The following is a 16,754-nucleotide window of genomic DNA, read 5'->3' as shown; positions in this document are numbered from 1 at the left end:
AATCCATGAGAAAAAAATAAAAAAATAGTAAAAAAATATCTAATTTTGCGCCAGGAAAAATATCAATAAAATAATAAACGGACACGCTGAACACCGCTTTACAAAGTAGGCAGATTAATTTAAAAAAAAGAATGGGCAATCAATTTAAATCAATAGTAATGCTATCTGCAGCAGCACTTTTGTTTTCTTGTAACAACGGAACAAAAACAGAAAAATCAAATTTACTTTCTACTGTAAAAGAAAATGAAAAACCTGTAATTTCTCATGTAATGACCAAGGAAGAACAAACAAGGCTTACACCTGATGCTATTTTGCAGGAATTTATAGAAGGGAATAAACGTTTTCAAAGTGGTACAACTACCGTGCGAGACCATAGTAAACAAGCCAGAAAATCTGCACCGGGGCAGTTTCCAAAAGCAGTTGTGTTAAGTTGTGTAGATAGCCGTGTACCGGTTGAGGATGTATTTGACCAGGGTTTAGGTGATATTTTTGTTGGAAGAGTAGCGGGAAATTTTGTAAACGTAGACTTATTAGGCAGTATGGAATTTGCTTGTAAAGTGTCTGGTGCAAAATTAGTTTTAGTAATGGGACACCAGCATTGTGGAGCTATAAAAGGTGCAATTGATGATGTAAAACTTGGAAATATTACAGCTATGCTTTCAAAAATAAAACCAGCAGTAAAAATGAGCCAGGATTTTACAGGTAAAAAACTTTCAAAAAATGATGACTTTGTAAAATATGTTTCCGAAAACAATGTACGTTACGCTATTGCGCAAATTCGTGAAAAGAGCCCTATTCTTAAAGAGATGGAAGACAAAGGAGAGATAAAAATTGTTGGCGTGTTTTATAATTTAACAGATGGGAGCCTTGAATTTATAAAGTAATAAAATCATTCTAGACCCTCTTGTTTCAAGAGGGTTTTGTTTTTTAATTATTATTTGATAGCTGAAATTTCTTTAACTATTTGAGATAATTTAAATGTTTTCCTAAAAAGTCTTTACTTCGATCCCGTGTTCTTTTGCATAGGGTAGTGCCAGATCCCATAATTTTTTATATTTCTGATCAAAGGTAGCAAAGGTTACCGTTTCCATTTCAAAAATTGCTTTCTCAATTTCTTCTTTTGAAGCCTTGTTATCCATCAAACGGGCTATTTTTACATAATCTGTTTGGTATTTCTCTTTTACATAATTAAAAAGATCCAATGAAGCATTAATCATGGGAGTAGTTTCTTCTGTGGGTTTTAAATCTTTTATTTTTTCAATAGCCTGATTAATAAAAGGAATTTTAAATCTTAAAATATGGTCTTCGTAAGATTTTGCAGGAAACGTACCTCTTTCATCATATGCCATAAGTTGACTGGCACTTTTGGTTTCTCCCATTCTTTTAAAATCTCTGGCGCCAAACTCCATAAACAGATTTGTATTTAAGGATGTTATATCAAAATATTCTTCAGGTGTATTTTCCATCTTACAAGATTGTAAGACAAAAAATAACAACGCTGTTGCTATGAGTATAATTTTTGTTTTCATTTTATTTTTTAGTGCCTCACTATATTTGAAGTTTACTTTAAACGAATCTTTAAATCAGTTATAAAATTAAAATTAAAAGTTCGCTAAGAGTTTTTATCAAAACCAGCATAATAGTTGTAATTAATTCTATCATAATTAATATTTGAATTTATTCCATTTCAATTTGAATTAATGCCATTCCGGATTTTTGACTTCCTTTACTAACACCAATATTCCATTGTTCTGCAGCTTTTTCTTTGTTGCCTAATATATAATAATAAGTACCTAATACTGTATAACCTTCAGGTTCGTCCTGAGCAATAATTTTATTTCCAAGAGCAATAATTTCAGGATTAGGTATTTTTGCCTTTTCATTTTTTTGAGGATCTAAAATTGCTCCTAAACCCTGATCTTCCATGAGCAGTATTCCAAAATAATCGAGACAGGCTTTACTTAAACCCTGATTGCACAGTTTACTGATTTTTTCAGTTTGTGCTTTTGCAGCTGCATCATTCAGCATAAAATCAAGTGCCGATTTGGTGTCGGCTACCTTATAATATTCATGCAATAAAACTGCTTTTTTCTTTGATAAAGCAACATCTTTTCTATTATTGGTAACGATAGTATCTTTTCTGACCCATGTTTCATTTTCAACCCAACTTGAAGCTCCAACCAGTGTATTGTTTTTTATTTTAAATTTAAAAATACTTTTGTCGGGATATATAATCAGCGAGTCGCCTTTGGTAAAATAATCGCCAGTCCCCAATCCGACGATATTTACTTTACCATTCCCGTCAAACTCAAAAAACGAATACATACTCGAATCAGATTTGGCTTGATAGTATCCTTGTATATTATTATCTATAACCTGACAGTTTATCAAATTAGAGAAAGAAATTAAAAGTAATAAAAGACAGCTTTTTTTCATTTTTTATTGCTTGGTTATCTCTTCATTGGTATAATTGAAAGATGTGTAATTTTCAGTTAAAAAAACCAGCACAAAACATAAGGTTTCATACTGGTTTAATTTAATTTTTATTTAATGAAATCAAATTTGTCTGTAAATAATTTACCTACAATAGGAACTGGAATTTCCTGTTCGTTATTTGCATTAATGATTCCCATAATCCATAATACTAAAACAACAAGATTTACTAAACTTAAAATACTGGCCAAAGTAGGTACTACAATTGCGATGATACTTAAGGCAACAGAAATTACGATTCCTAAGATAGCTATTCCTAATCCTTGTTTTAAGTGAAATCTTGTTAGAGAATCTTTCACAGTTAATTTGTTGTAATTTACATAAGCAATAATCCATCCGATAATAGTAATGTACGAAATAATTGAAAGCGTCTTTTTGTTCATGATTTATAGTTTTTAAATTCAATACAAAACTACTCATGAAATTGTAAGAAAAATCAAATCTTGTATATACTAACCATCTACAGCAATCATTTTGGGTATCTATTTTATATCTACAAAGAACATTATATTCTGAATTAAAAAACGCTGAATCTATTGATTTTACTGGACTGAAGTGATGTAAGAATCTAAATCGGTTTCGCGGTCGAGATTTAATTTTTGTTTAATTCGGTAACGTGCCATTCGCATGCTTTGGGTTTCAATATTCATGTGATTTGCAATTTCCTTGGTACTCATTCCTAATTTTATATAACCGCAATATTTAAAATCGAGCTTTGTAAGTGTGCCTGAAGCTTTTTCCTGTAAAGTCGAAAAAAAGACAGGATTTGTATTTTCAAGACTTGTTTTAAGCAATTCAAATTCGTCATCGACTTCCATACTTTTATCAATGGTTTTAGAAATCGTTTTGATGTCTGTAGATTTTTCTGCTTTCATTACCGATAACTTATTTTGAATGTCTTTCAAAACTTCATTTTTCTTTTCTAATTGCAAACTATTGGTCATTAATTCCTGCTGCAATTTAATTTTTTGCTGTTCGTTTAATTTTTTTTCCTGAATGGCAATTTGAAGTTCTTTCTCTGTTAATTCAGACTCCAGCAGGGCAATCATGGCTTCTTCCTCTTTGATTTTGGATAAAAGGGTAGCTTCTTCATTTGCTTTTTGGAGTAACAGATTCGTTTTGATATATGATTTTTGTCGGAAATGATAGGAACGCAACATGAATAAAAGTGTAAAAAAGCCAAAAATTAAAAGTGCAATATACAGCGAGTTGATTTTTTTGCGTGATTCTAAATTATCTCTCAATAATTGAATTTCCTGCGATTTTTTCTCAGTCTCAAAACGTATAGAGGCATTGTATTCTTTAACTCTGTTTTCCTTTTCAATCATCACTTTCTGCGCTTTATCATATAAACCAAAGTATTTTCTGTAAGAAGGAAAATCATTTTTTATTTCGGCCAAATCCATATAATTTTTATATAATAAGCAATAATATCGGGTGCTTACTTTTGGGTTTTTTGCAATGTTTTGTTCTACCTTTTTCAATACTCTCTCAATGTTAGGTATATCATTTAAGTTCGTATAAAATTGGGCCTGCTGACCATACATTACCATTAACTGTATCGGTACATTCAATTTAAGGCAGACTTCTTCGGTTTTTTTTAAATATTCTAATGTTTTGTCTGGTTTTGTTTTAAAAAAATGATACAAATAAAGACTCGTCAGATTTAAGCAAGTTCTGCCATAAGGTACATTTATATTGCCTTTCTTTTTTTCATCTTCAAATATTGCTATGGCTTTTAAATAATCCTTTTCGGCAGTTTTTAGTAAATTTAAATCTAGAGGTGATTTTTGTTCGGCACTGTTTACAAGAAATAAGGCCCAGCTGGTTAAAGCATTTGCAATATTGACCTGATTTTTACTTTCGTAACTTAATTCCAGGGCTTTTTTATTATATTTTTTGCTAAATTTCAAATCGTTATTATCACTAAAACTTGCTGCCAGGTTTTCATATCCATTAACCAGTTTATCATATCTTAGTTTATGTTTTTCAAAGTATGACAGGGACTTAAGCATATAGTAAATGTACTTTTCTATGTTTCCAATAACTTCATGTTTATAAGCGATCGCATAATTTGCATAGGCCATTGCTTCCGGGTCTTTTGATTTTGATGCGAATAGATAACAGGAATCGGCAAATTTTATTTGTTGAGGAACATTATCGAGATATCGTGCCACATCTGATAAAGCTTCATAAGCAATAGCTTGTTTGTTTACAGCTTTTGTTTCCTGAGCAATTTTCAACGCCTGATTAGCACAACCATAAGCCTTTATGGTATCTGTTTTTTTATAGATACAGCTTAATTCACATAAATAATCTCCTTTTTTTTCTAAAGACAAATCTTTTTGCCCGATTAATTTGAGTAATTCCTGTTTTGTTTTCTGAGCAAAGGAGTTACTAATCAAAAAAGAAAATAGTATTGTGAAAAGTACTTTAGATAGTGTCATTTTAATTGTACTTATTTAAATGGTTTAGTTGGTATACAAGGCAAAAGAGCATCAAAGATATATAAAAAGTCCTATAAAAAATTCCATTATTTATTGTGTTTAAGAGAAGTCATTAGTTCGATATAACAGAAAAAGGAAAGAGATTAATCCCTTTCCTTTTAATAAAACCTGATTTAAATATTACCTGCCTTTTCGCAAGTACTTAATTACCATTTTAAAAAACCAAAAACTTTATTGTTTTTATACCTTCCTGCGATTCAACTTTACCAATATAGACACCTTTGGTTTTTGGTGATTCTATATTTGAATCACCGCTAATAATTGATGATTTATGTACTTGTTTTCCGGTTAAGTCATAAATTGTGAATTTACTGTTTTGAGGAGCATTTTTTATTTTAATAAAACCATCTTCTACTATCCATTTTAATTGATTTTCCGAAAACTGATTTACAGATAAATTTGAAACAGGCATAGCTACGCCATGAATCTTAACATCTGCGAGGCATATTGTTTTTCCTGTAGATGCTGAGCTATACCAAGGATACACGCGTAGTTTTAAGGTTTCTCCATTAACAAGTTTAATAACCGGTATCTTTGAAACAGCGTTCATCGTATTGGATGTCATACTCTGAAATTCTCCTGCAACAAATGTAGTAGCGAAATCGTCTTTTGAATAAGAAATACGGCAACGCATACCGCTTCCTCCTGCGCCACCGACATATAAACTGATCAAATCAATATTTAATTCTGTTCCGGCATTGGCTTTAATTCCAAATTGAATATAACGTGTTGAGACTTCATCAATCTCTCCTGCTGGCCACGCACCACCATCAATCAGGTTTCGTTGTGTTTTTCTTGTAGTATCATACCCACTCCCGGCAGGCCATATAGTTGCAGTCCCGTTAGGTGCAGCATACGACTGTACATTCATGCCTGAATGAGTTTGATCAACAATAGTAGCCGGACCTTGCAACACCGGGGTATTATTTGTAATTAATGGCCATAAAACACTCACTTCTGTTCCTCCGGTTAATTGAATAAAATTAGCGGTTAGGGGAACTGTTTTTGTCACGGTTCCGTTAGTAACGGTAAGTGTTCCGGTTTTAGTTCCGCCAACAGACTGAGTTACTGAAATATAAAATTTCGTAAATGCAAGATTACCGCCTGTGTAATTCATATTGATGGAAGAACCAAAAGTATCTGTCTTATTTGCAGCAATTAAGAAACCATCGCTCACGGACAGGCTAAAGGCTCCTGCATCGGGAACAAGATCAAAACCGGTAATAGTTACTTCTTTTGTAAGTGTCTGACCTGTGTATGCATCCCCAAAATCACAGCTGGTCGGATTAATCAGAACATCTGTTGATGTATTGATATAAGAAGCTAAAATATTCTGTTTTACCATTTCCTGAGCACATAATCTGGCAGTTAATGTTCCTAATAATGCTGTAGGGTGGGTAGAATCTGCAGAAACGTAAAGCTGGGCTGTACTGGCAGCATCGCCATAAGACTCAACCAATGTTTTTGTTAAGGTTGTTAAGTCGATAAGCTGCACTCCTTTTTCTGTTGCAACTTCTTTCATAGCATAGGCATAATCATAAGTGTGATCTGTTGCGGGAAGGCTAAAGTCAGCACCTAAATCATGAGCACCTTTTCGTGTAATAGTACCACCGCTAAAATATTTTCGACATAAAGAGGTTGCCAAAATTGGTGTAGCATTCAAAGCACGGGTCTCATCAATATACTTTCTAAGATAATCTTTATAAGTTGTTTGTGGATTTGTCCCTCTATAGTCAGTTCCGTTGATTGGATTTAGAGCATCAGTCCCACCATCAAGACCTCCGTTTTTTTCATCGTTATGAGCAAATTGAATGATGACATAATCACCGGTTTTTATCTGTTGCTTTACGGTGGTCCAATAAGGGGCTTCCATATAAAAACTTTTACTGCTGGCACCATTTTTCGCACGATTATTAACGGTGACGCCTGAAGTAAAAAACTGTTGAAACATCATACCCCAGCCTCGTATATCGGAAGTACTTTCGTCATAAGTGGCCATGGTAGAATCACCAATGGTATGAAGGGTAATTTGTGCCTTTGCAGAAATGATGCTGCAAAAAACTAAAACAACTATGAATAATTTTGATAATAGTGATTTCATTTTTTTTATTTTTATGTAATTATTGGGTATATGAAACATATACTTCGTGGTATTTATTTAAAAAGGATAGTCTTATTTTTTATAAACCTTAACTGTCCCTTGTTTTCCATTAATTTTATAACGAACAATATAGATGCCCGATTTCAACCCATTTAAATCTATTTCGGTAGCAGATTTAGTATGGTATACACGCTGTCCGGTAAGGGAGTAAACATCAAGATTTTCAAGTGTGCCATTTACTCTCAACATACCATATTCTAAATAAACTTTTTCATCTACACTTAAATTAGCAGAATTTACAGTAATTGAACCTGTACCTGTAAACAAACCTGGATTTGTAGTGGCATTGTATATTCCATCTGCAAGCTGGGTTCCGTTTAAAGTAAATTTCTTAACCGTAACAGCAGTGTTTAATACGGCTGAAGCTGAACCGGTTATATTCATATTTAAAATATCCCCCGCACATTTTGCATGATTAAAAATAGCTTTATTGTTAAAAGCCAGACTAATTGTACCCTTTCCAAAAGCATTTTCTACAGCTCCATTAATTGCGGATGATCCTCCGGCATTAGTGGCAGCGAGAGTTAAATCCCAGATTCCTGTAAAATTGCTATTATCTCCTCCCAGCTTTGCAGTTGCCGTATTAGCCAAATCTCTTATGTTGCGCACTATTACTTTGTAAGTGCCTGAAAACGTACCCGGTAAATCCATAATACTGCCGGCAACATTACTACTGCTCATAGTAAGAGAAACATCGCCTTCTAAAACAATTGGGGCATTTAAATAGAAACCTGTACCGCTTGTCGCATACGTAATTGTGGTTCCCTGAGACATTCTCACAGGGCCTAAACATTTTGAATCTTTTGTTTGTCTTAAACGAATAGTCCCGCCGGTTTTTACATACATATCGCCCTCGAATTGCGAAAGTGCAGATTCAATAGTTATACCGGTGTTAACATTCACTTTTTCACCTGCTTTTGGCAATAAAGTCGGAGAATACTTAGTTACATCATCCCAAAGTCCTCCCAGAAAAGTAAATTCGCTCGGTCTTCCGATAACTATTTTACCTGTTCCGCTAATAGTTGCTGCATTAGTTGTTGCGTCATATATACCTGTAGGCTGTAAAGCACCGTTAATATACCACTCACTAATTGTAATATCTTTATTAAGTACAATAGATGCTGATCCTTCAGTATAAAGTGCTGTTTTTGTCTGAATGGCAGTACTAACATCTATAGTCAGCTTTCCAGTCGTTTTTACGGTTATTTTTGGAGAGTTTCCTAATGAATTTGCTACTTTAGCCTGTAAATCACCAGTTTCAATAACTAAATTACCGGTATAACCTGAATTACTGCTATTAAGCTGGCAAATACCTGTGCCGGTCTTAGTAATTTGGTGTACTCCACTAAGGATTGCAGTAATATTCAGATTACCGGAGACGTTGATATTTACCGTTCCTTTAGTTTTGATATTTCCCGATAATGATGCACTGGCTGAAGAAGAAACAGTTGATTGATTAAGTGTAAGTAAAGTTGCTGAACTATTTGCAGAAATGTCAATGGCTGCACCATTCACTAAATTTAAATCTGCGGCAAAATTTCCACCATTTGCATTTATGGTCAAATTTCCATTAACATTTGCAACCTCAGAAATAGCCGGCACACCGTTAGGATTCCAGTTATTTGCTTCCAGCCATCCGTTATTGGCAGCACCTCCATCCCAGTCAAATACTGTTACAGTTGGAGCAATAGCTGTAGGATCCCAATTGTCTGAACCTGCCAATACAATTTTTGGCTCGTATAAATTGGCTTCAGTTTGGTTCGTCATGGCTCTAAGACCTGCCCAATTTGCCCTTCCGCTCATATCTGCACCCGGGCCTGTATTCATCCATTCATATAAATGCAGATCTGTACTTGTATCTGAATAGTCCATATTCCATTTATCTCCCCAGCCCAGAGGATCAATTTCTGCAGGCATTGTACAATAAAGCCATGCCACCTTGGGATAGGCATGCCATGGACGGCCAAATTTGATTTTTACTCCATCATCGCCATTTCTAGGGCTGTTAGGCTGATAAGTCAAATTACACTTATAAAATACAAAACCGTAGGTTTGTGTTGCTTCCGTTGAAGGTGCAGTTATCCACGCGCCTCCATAACTTCTAATTTCGCATTCATTAAAAACACCTACCCCGCGACCATAGATATAATCGGTACGGCCTAAAATCACACAAGATTTAAAATAAGCACGTGAGGTTTCAGCCGTCCAAAAATAAATAGTATCCTGATAGGCAAGTATGTCACAATTGATAAATACATTTCGGTCTGCCTGAAGCGTAAGTGCCTGCGCCTGACCAACTGGCCCTGCTGTATTCCGAATAGTTATATTTTCTGCCCTGAAATCATTTGCCATGATGGTAAGTGTGGCAGCTGTTTTTACTAAATTAGTATTACTAGCCCAAAGCGCTACCTTATTGTCCGGACATAAACCATCACCGCCATCATTACAGTTATAAATATCATAAGAAATAATAGTTTCTGTTCTGCTTTCACCAATTAAAGTAATATTGGTTTTGTTTGCAGGTATAATTAATTTTTCCTTGTCGTACAAACCTCGTTTTACATAAATAATAGTAGGCGTACCTGCCGGTACTGCATCAAAAGCTGCCTGTATAGAAGTAAAATCTCCGGTTCCGTTGATATCTACCACAATATCCGGATTAAAACTTTGTGCTGTAGATTGATTAATTGATAATAATCCTATAATAAAGAGGATAAGAAAGTCGAGTTTTTTCATGAAATTTTTGGTTGGTTAGAAGTTAGTTTGGTTTAATTATTTTGTATGCTTAATAAAAATATTAATCTGATGAGGCTTTAAACTTAAGTGTAGAATTGATTAATTTATAAGGTATAAATACAATTAATATTTATATTTGGTCAAAATAAATTATCAATACAATATTTTTAATGCTAAATTTTTGATTAATGTTTAATATTGAATCAAATATATTTTAATAAAACAGTAATGACTTTTAAATTTTGGTCATTTACTTCTAAATTTTGATCAGTAAGCGTGTTTAATGATGGATATGATTGAGAAATTCTGTTTTAAATAAGTGAATTTTAAATAATTAATCAGAAAAGACTTTGAAAATGAGGAAATTGATAATTTTCAATAAGTCACCCTGAGCGGAGTCGAAGGGACTCAGCCTGACAGCTATTTTGAATTACACCCAACGGTCTAATATAATCAGTTGTATATTTTATAAAAAAATAAAAACCAGAATCCTTAAATGAAAAAACTTTTATTGCTTAAATTTTTAATTGCACTTTTATTGATTACTTCTAAAAATGAATTAAAAGCTCAAATAAAATGCAAAATAGAGAATTACTCTACAGAAGACGGCCTTTCCCATGATGCCATCAGAGATATAATAAAAGGTAAAGAAGGTTTTATGTGGTTTGCAACCTGGGATGGTATTAATAGGTTTGATGGGAAAAATTTTATCACTTATAAAGCAACTGCCGGTGATAATAGTAGTTTAGGGAACAATCGCATTGACTTAATTAAGGAAGACTCTTCCGGATATATATGGCTTAAAGCCTATGATAATCAGATTTACAGATTCGATAAAAAGACAGAATCCTTTCTTTCTGTCGCAAACATTTTGGGGACTAACAAAATTGAATTTAAAGATATTTTTACAGCCGGTGACGGAAATGTCTGGTTGACTACAAATGATAAGGGGATTTATCTGGTACAAAAAAAAGGTAATGATCAAATTAAAATTATTCATTTCGAAGAAGGTTCAAAAAACAATTTTTCAATCGCCTCCAATGATTTAAATTTTGTTTCTATAGACAAAAACAATACTGTTTGGGTTGGCTCTGATAAGGGATTAGATATGATAATCAAATCTAAAAGTCAGGATTATAAGAGCAAAAATATAGTAAAAGAGAGCAAGGTAGAAAGTTTCTTCATACAAGATGGTATTGCCTGGTTTGGTACCAATGAAGGGGAACTGCTTTGTTACAATAAAAAACATAAAAATTATTGGAAAGCAGTTATTTCCAAAAAAAGCATAAACTCAATAATCAAATCAAAAAATGAAAATTTATTGTTCATTACCTCTTCAACAGGAGAGTTGATTACTTTTAATATTAAGACTTTAAAGGCAGAATCTATCCTTAAAATTTCTGATTCTCCGGTCTACAAAATTTATCAGGATAAACAAGGTCTGTTGTGGGTTGAGCCCGATAACAATGGCGTTTTTATGATTAATCCGAAAGGAAAAAGTATTCAGCTTTTTTTACAAAAAAAGGATGCTTCTCTTTTGCAGACAAAAAATAGCTTTGGGATTTTTGAAGATAATTTTGACAGGGTTTGGGTAAAATTAAAAGGCGGTGGTTTTGGATATTACAATCCGAAAAACAATACATTGGAGTACTTTTTTAATGAACCGGGAGACGAAAACCAAAAATTTTCAAATATCATTTCCAGCTTGTATTTTGACCGTTCGGGGATTCTTTGGATTAGCAGTAACGATGGAGGTATTAATAAAATCATTCTTCAAAAGAATATTTTTCAACAACAGCTTTTGGTGCCTGATGCCAAAAATAAATATGAGAATGAAATCAGGGCTCTTTTTACAGATAAAACAAATAGATTATGGATTGCATCAAAAGCAGGGAAATTAAAAGTTTATCAGGATAACCAGGAATTAAAAAACCTGTTTTTGAATTATAAAACGGAGGATATTGGTCTTATTTACACTATCACCGGAGATGCAAAAGGAAATATTTGGCTGGGTACAAAAGGAAAAGGTTTGTATAAAGCAACTCCCGTAAATGTTCAGAAATCTCAATATATATTAAAACAATTTAAAGCTGACAAAAACGACCCTGAAAGTATAAGCAGTGATTTAATCTATTCTGTATTAGAGGACAAAAAAGGACGGATCTGGATAGGAACTTATGATAATGGAATCAATTTGCTGGAAGAAAACCATGATAAATTTAGCTTTATACATAATTTTAAAAATTATCCTGTTACTGAGTCCGGCAAAGTAAGATATCTGACAGAAGGTTATAAAGGTCAAATCTGGGTGGCAACAACAAATGGATTGGTAACATTTAATCCCGATAACTACAATCCAAATGAATTAAAATTTTCAAGATATGTAAAGGTATCCAGCGATAAATCCAGTTTGGGCAGTAATGATGTATTGTTCATGTACAAAGATTCAGAAGATAAAATGTGGATTTCGACAGCCGGTGGAGGGCTTAATCTGGCTATAGAAACGAAAGATAATCGTTTAAGATTTAAAAATTTCACAAAGGAAAATGGTTTGCCTAGTGATTTTATACTGAGTATGATTGAAGATGACGAAAAAAATCTATGGCTGGCTACTGAAAACGGTATTTCAAAATTTAATTTATTGAATCGCATCTTTAGAAATTACGATTCCTATGACGGATTGCTTAAAACCAGATTTTCAGAATCATCGAATTCAAAATTACAAAATGGCACTTTGATTTTTGGCTGTAAAAATGGTTACTTAACCTTCAATCCTAAAAAAGTTGAAAATCAAAAGAATACAACAAAAATGGTTTTTACTAATTTTGAAATTAACAATAAAATTTCAAATGTAAAATCTGCAGAATTTCCTTTAAAGCTGGATATAAATTACAACAATAATATTCAATTATATTATCGGGAAAATACCATTAGTATTTATTACACGGTTTTAGATTACAGATCCAATAATAAACAATTGTATGCCTACAGATTAAAAGGTTTAGATGATACATGGCATCATGTGAAAAACCAGAAAAAAGCAACATTTACAAATTTACCGCCCGGAAATTACCAGTTTGAAGTAAAATGCCTAAACACGGAATTGTATATCAATACACCTCAAAAAAGTTTATCGTTTACAATTGCTCCTCCATTTTGGAAAACCAATTGGGCTTATTTTTTATATGCAATTATCATTCTGATTTTATTGGAAACCTCCAGAAGAATAGCGTATTCTATGATTCGGTTACGAAACAAAGTTGTGGTAGAACAAAAAATGACGGAGTTAAAATTGAGTTTTTTTACCAATATTTCTCATGAATTAAGAACACCGCTTACCCTGATTGTTAACCCAATTGAGGAAATTGCCAGAAACGAAAAACTAAGTCCTTTAGGTATTGATTATATAGAGACAGTAAGAAAAAACACCAACAGATTAGTACGATTTGTGAATCAGCTGCTTGATTTTAGAAAAGTCCAAAGCGGCAATGAAGAACTTAATATTGAGCCAGTTGAATTAGTATCTTTTATAAATGAAATTAATACTTTGTTTACTCAGGCTGCATATGAAAAGAATATAAAAATTAAAACACTATCCAATTCTGAAACCCTTAATGTAACCCTGGACAAAGAAAAAATGGATATTATAATCTATAATTTATTGTCTAATGCTATTAAATTTTCTTCTAATGATAGCCTGATTACGGTAGAAGTGAAAATGGAAAATGATACCTTTTTAAAAATTAATGTTTCAGATCAGGGAACCGGTGTAGATGAAAATAAGCTTGAGGATATCTTTAAGCTTTATTATGAAACTGATACTGGTAAAAGTAAAAATGTAGGAACCGGAATTGGTCTGGCACTTTGCAAGGAATATGTACAATTACATCAGGGTACCATTTATGCCGCAAATAATGATAGGGGAGGCCTGACAGTTTCTATAGAAATAGACTTAAGTAATAAAATTTTTCAAAACAAGGTTGATAAAGTAAACTTAGCAGAAGAAAAATTACAGCACATTGTCAACAAGCAAAATAAGGAAGATCGGGTATTGCAAAATAATGACGATACTAATTTACCCGTGGTTCTTATTGTAGAGGACAACAATGAATTAAGAGCATTTTTGAAAAGCCAACTACAGCGTTTTTACCGCATATTAGAAGCTGAAAACGGAAAAGAAGGTTTAGTAATAGCCACAAGCAAACTTCCGGATTTAATTTTGAGTGATATTATGATGCCGCAGATGGATGGTATTGAGTTACTTGATGCACTTAAAAATGCAACAGAAACCAGCCATATTCCGGTAATTTTATTAACTGCAAAATCTTCTGTAGAGAATAAAATTGAAGGGTTAAATTATGGGGCAGATTATTATATTACAAAACCTTTTGATACCAATTTTCTAATGGCTTCCATCGAAAATTTAATTAGACAGAGAAAGAAAATTTTTGAGCGTTTGCAGACTAATGTAAAAACAATTGCATTAGAACCCGGTGAAATAGTCATTACAACCAAAGATGAACAGTTCTTAAAGGATATTATTGCTATAGTAGAAAATAGCTTAATCGATCCAAAATTTAATATTGATGTTATAGCAAACTCACTGAATATGTCCAGAGTAACATTTAACAGGAAATTTAAAAGTCTTACCAATATGACCCCAGTAGAGTTTGTTAGGGATGTGCGTATAAAAAAAGCGAAACAATTTCTGGATGCCGGCGAAACAGATATTGCAGATATTGCTTATAAAGTTGGATTTAATGGTGCCGGATATTTCAGTACGTGCTTTAAAGAATCCTGCAAAATTTCTCCTTCAGATTATTTAAAACAAAAACAAGATAATTTAAAAGATGAATTGTAATAATGAAAAACTCCCAAAACAGATTTAAATAAAGTCTGATTTGGGAATTTTTATATTTCCAGAAATGATTGTCATCCTGAGCGGAGGCGAAGGCTTTTTATACAGAAAGGGCTTCGACTAAGTTTATCCTGAGTGAAGCCGAATGGACTCAGTCTGACACCTATTTTGAATTACACCCAACGGCTTAGTTCAATAAAAAAGCATCTAAGGCTACGGTAGGTTTTCCGTCACTTCCCCATGCTCCTTTTGTATAGCCATTCCAATTATAAGATTCAGGTTCCCAATAAAAGACACCTAAACCATTACCTCCGGTAACAGAACTTGTTTTATTAAGGATATCAGTTACAAATAATTTACAGGTTGCTGCTGCGGTTACGGACATTCCAACTTCACAAACCATTACTTTTTTTCCATATCGGGCTACCATGTCATTCATATTGGTCAGGCATTGATTATTTAATGTCTGCCAGTTATTAGTTTCAGGATAAAGCGACATTCCTATTACATTATAACTTGCTCCATTATTTTTTAAGCCGTCAAAAATCCATCTAAAAAGGGTATTGTCGTACCCATTGGCAACATGAACAATAACTTTAGCATTTGGAAAGACTGATTTTACACCGTTGTATCCGCTGGTTATTAGTCCTGCAAAATTTTTCATATTTACGGAGGCTTTGCCTTCGTTCCATAACATTCCGTTATTGGTTTCGTTTCCTACCTGTACCCATTCAGGAGTGATTCCTGCAGATTTTAATGCTGTTAAGACTGTTACGGTATGATTCCATACGTCTGTGTACAATTGACTAATGTTATGAGACGACCATGCGGCTGGTTTAGCCTGATTCCCCGGATCTGCCCAGGTATCGCTATAATGAAAATCAATCATAATGCGCATTCCGGCAGCTTTCGCCCTCTTTGCCTTTGCTATTACATCGGTCTGATTATTCCATCCTCCCGAAGGATTTACCCATACACGTATGCGAATAGAGTTCATCCCTTTTGATTTTAAAATAGCAAACATATCCTGTTGCACACCTGATGAATTGTAAAATTTCTTACCGGAAGCCTCCATTTCGGTTAACCATCCAATGTCTGCTCCTTTGGCAAACCCGGTTACTAATTTTTTTGTTAATGAGGTTTTAGTAACAGCCGTTATCTCCGAATTATCTGTAGTGACATCTTGCTTGTCGCACCCAATTGTGAGTAAAAAAAGCAGCAAATAAAAGTAAGTGATTGGTTTTTTCATAATTTTAAGTTGGGTAATTTGTATAATGTGTTTTTATTATTAAAAATAATTACATTATCATTAATACAGATCGTTTCCATACTAGTTATTTGTTTTTATTTGTAAATATCTAACAAATAGTGAATTACGAAAATTATTTAGTGATTTAACTAATTCATGTATAACAGACCAGTCAACTTAAATATTGATGTCATACTTATTTACTGTGTTCTTTTTAAGAGCTGAATTGTTGTTTCATTTTCCTGAAGGAGTGCATAATCCAGTGCGGTTTTGTTATAATTATCCCTTACCGTTTTATCGGCCCCTTTATCAATCAGCATTTTTATTATATTGTCCGCTCCAAAGGTTGCAGCAAAAATTAAAGCTGTTGCTCCATTATAATTAGATTGGTTTAAATTTGTTTTATGCTCTAATAATAATTGAGCTATTTTATCAAGTCGTTTAAAACATACTCCCATGAGAGCAGTATTGCCCATTTTATCCTGAATATTTGGATTTGCTCCTTTTTCCAGAAGTGTTTTCGCTGCTTCAAAATTATCATTGTAGCATGCAATTATCAAAGCTGTACTTCCTCGCTCATCTGTACTGTCTATAGCTGCTTTTTTGAGCAACAGCTCGCTCAATAATTTTGAATTATTGCTGCGAGCTGCTGTAAAAATAGTTTCCTGAGCATTAACAGATGAAGCCAGTATTAGAATTAAAATAGATACTTTATTGGCTATTATTTTTTTCATCTTTTTAAAAAGTGCT

The 16,754-nt window shown here is 33.2% G+C and carries 10 protein-coding genes; 2 read left to right on the top strand and 8 right to left on the bottom strand.

Annotated features, from left to right (window positions below; translation table 11 throughout):
- The first annotated feature begins 131 nt into the window (after positions 1-131).
- On the top strand, positions 132-884 hold the full coding sequence (locus PMI10_RS05495; RefSeq protein ID WP_007805455.1) for a carbonic anhydrase family protein: 753 nt from the start codon (positions 132-134) through the stop codon (positions 882-884).
- 102 nt (positions 885-986) lie between these two features.
- Here PMI10_RS05495 and PMI10_RS05490 read toward each other — a convergent pair whose 3' ends face one another.
- From PMI10_RS05490 to PMI10_RS21560, 6 genes are all read right to left on the bottom strand, one after another.
- Complete coding sequence (locus PMI10_RS05490) at positions 987-1,466, bottom strand: hypothetical protein (RefSeq protein WP_035631415.1); 480 nt, start codon at positions 1,464-1,466, stop codon at positions 987-989.
- Positions 1,467-1,677: 211 nt separating this feature from the next.
- Positions 1,678-2,436: a hypothetical protein gene (locus PMI10_RS05485; protein ID WP_007805451.1), complete on the bottom strand. Its 759-nt coding sequence runs from the start codon at positions 2,434-2,436 to the stop codon at positions 1,678-1,680.
- 107 nt (positions 2,437-2,543) lie between these two features.
- Positions 2,544-2,876, bottom strand: a complete 333-nt coding sequence (locus PMI10_RS05480; RefSeq protein ID WP_007805448.1) for a hypothetical protein — start codon at positions 2,874-2,876, stop codon at positions 2,544-2,546.
- Positions 2,877-3,035: 159 nt separating this feature from the next.
- Positions 3,036-4,940 carry a hypothetical protein gene (locus tag PMI10_RS05475; protein WP_007805445.1) on the bottom strand — a complete coding sequence of 635 codons (1,905 nt, stop codon included), beginning with the start codon at positions 4,938-4,940 and terminating at the stop codon, positions 3,036-3,038.
- Positions 4,941-5,154: 214 nt separating this feature from the next.
- Positions 5,155-7,101 carry a GDSL-type esterase/lipase family protein gene (locus PMI10_RS22015; RefSeq protein ID WP_007805441.1) on the bottom strand — a complete coding sequence of 649 codons (1,947 nt, stop codon included), beginning with the start codon at positions 7,099-7,101 and terminating at the stop codon, positions 5,155-5,157.
- Positions 7,102-7,173: 72 nt separating this feature from the next.
- A complete protein-coding gene (locus PMI10_RS21560) occupies positions 7,174-9,897 on the bottom strand; it encodes a pectinesterase family protein (protein ID WP_007805438.1) in 2,724 nt (907 codons plus the stop codon).
- A gap of 496 nt (positions 9,898-10,393) precedes the next feature.
- Between PMI10_RS21560 and PMI10_RS05460 the strand changes: the two genes are divergently transcribed.
- The gene (locus PMI10_RS05460; RefSeq protein ID WP_007805436.1) at positions 10,394-14,758 is read left to right on the top strand and encodes a hybrid sensor histidine kinase/response regulator transcription factor; all 4,365 of its coding nucleotides are present in this window, start codon (positions 10,394-10,396) and stop codon (positions 14,756-14,758) included.
- A gap of 184 nt (positions 14,759-14,942) precedes the next feature.
- On the opposite strand, the gene PMI10_RS05455 is transcribed toward PMI10_RS05460, so the two are convergent.
- Both PMI10_RS05455 and PMI10_RS05450 read right to left on the bottom strand, forming a co-directional pair.
- On the bottom strand, positions 14,943-16,004 hold the full coding sequence (locus tag PMI10_RS05455; RefSeq protein ID WP_007805434.1) for a glycoside hydrolase family 53 protein: 1,062 nt from the start codon (positions 16,002-16,004) through the stop codon (positions 14,943-14,945).
- A 200-nt stretch (positions 16,005-16,204) separates the two neighbouring features.
- Complete coding sequence (locus PMI10_RS05450) at positions 16,205-16,738, bottom strand: ankyrin repeat domain-containing protein (RefSeq protein WP_007805432.1); 534 nt, start codon at positions 16,736-16,738, stop codon at positions 16,205-16,207.
- Between the last annotated feature and the right edge of the window lie 16 nt (positions 16,739-16,754).

It is taken from the genome of Flavobacterium sp. CF136 (genome assembly GCF_000282055.1).
Lineage (GTDB): Bacteria > Bacteroidota > Bacteroidia > Flavobacteriales > Flavobacteriaceae > Flavobacterium.
This window is presented reverse-complemented; position numbering and strand designations above follow the sequence as displayed.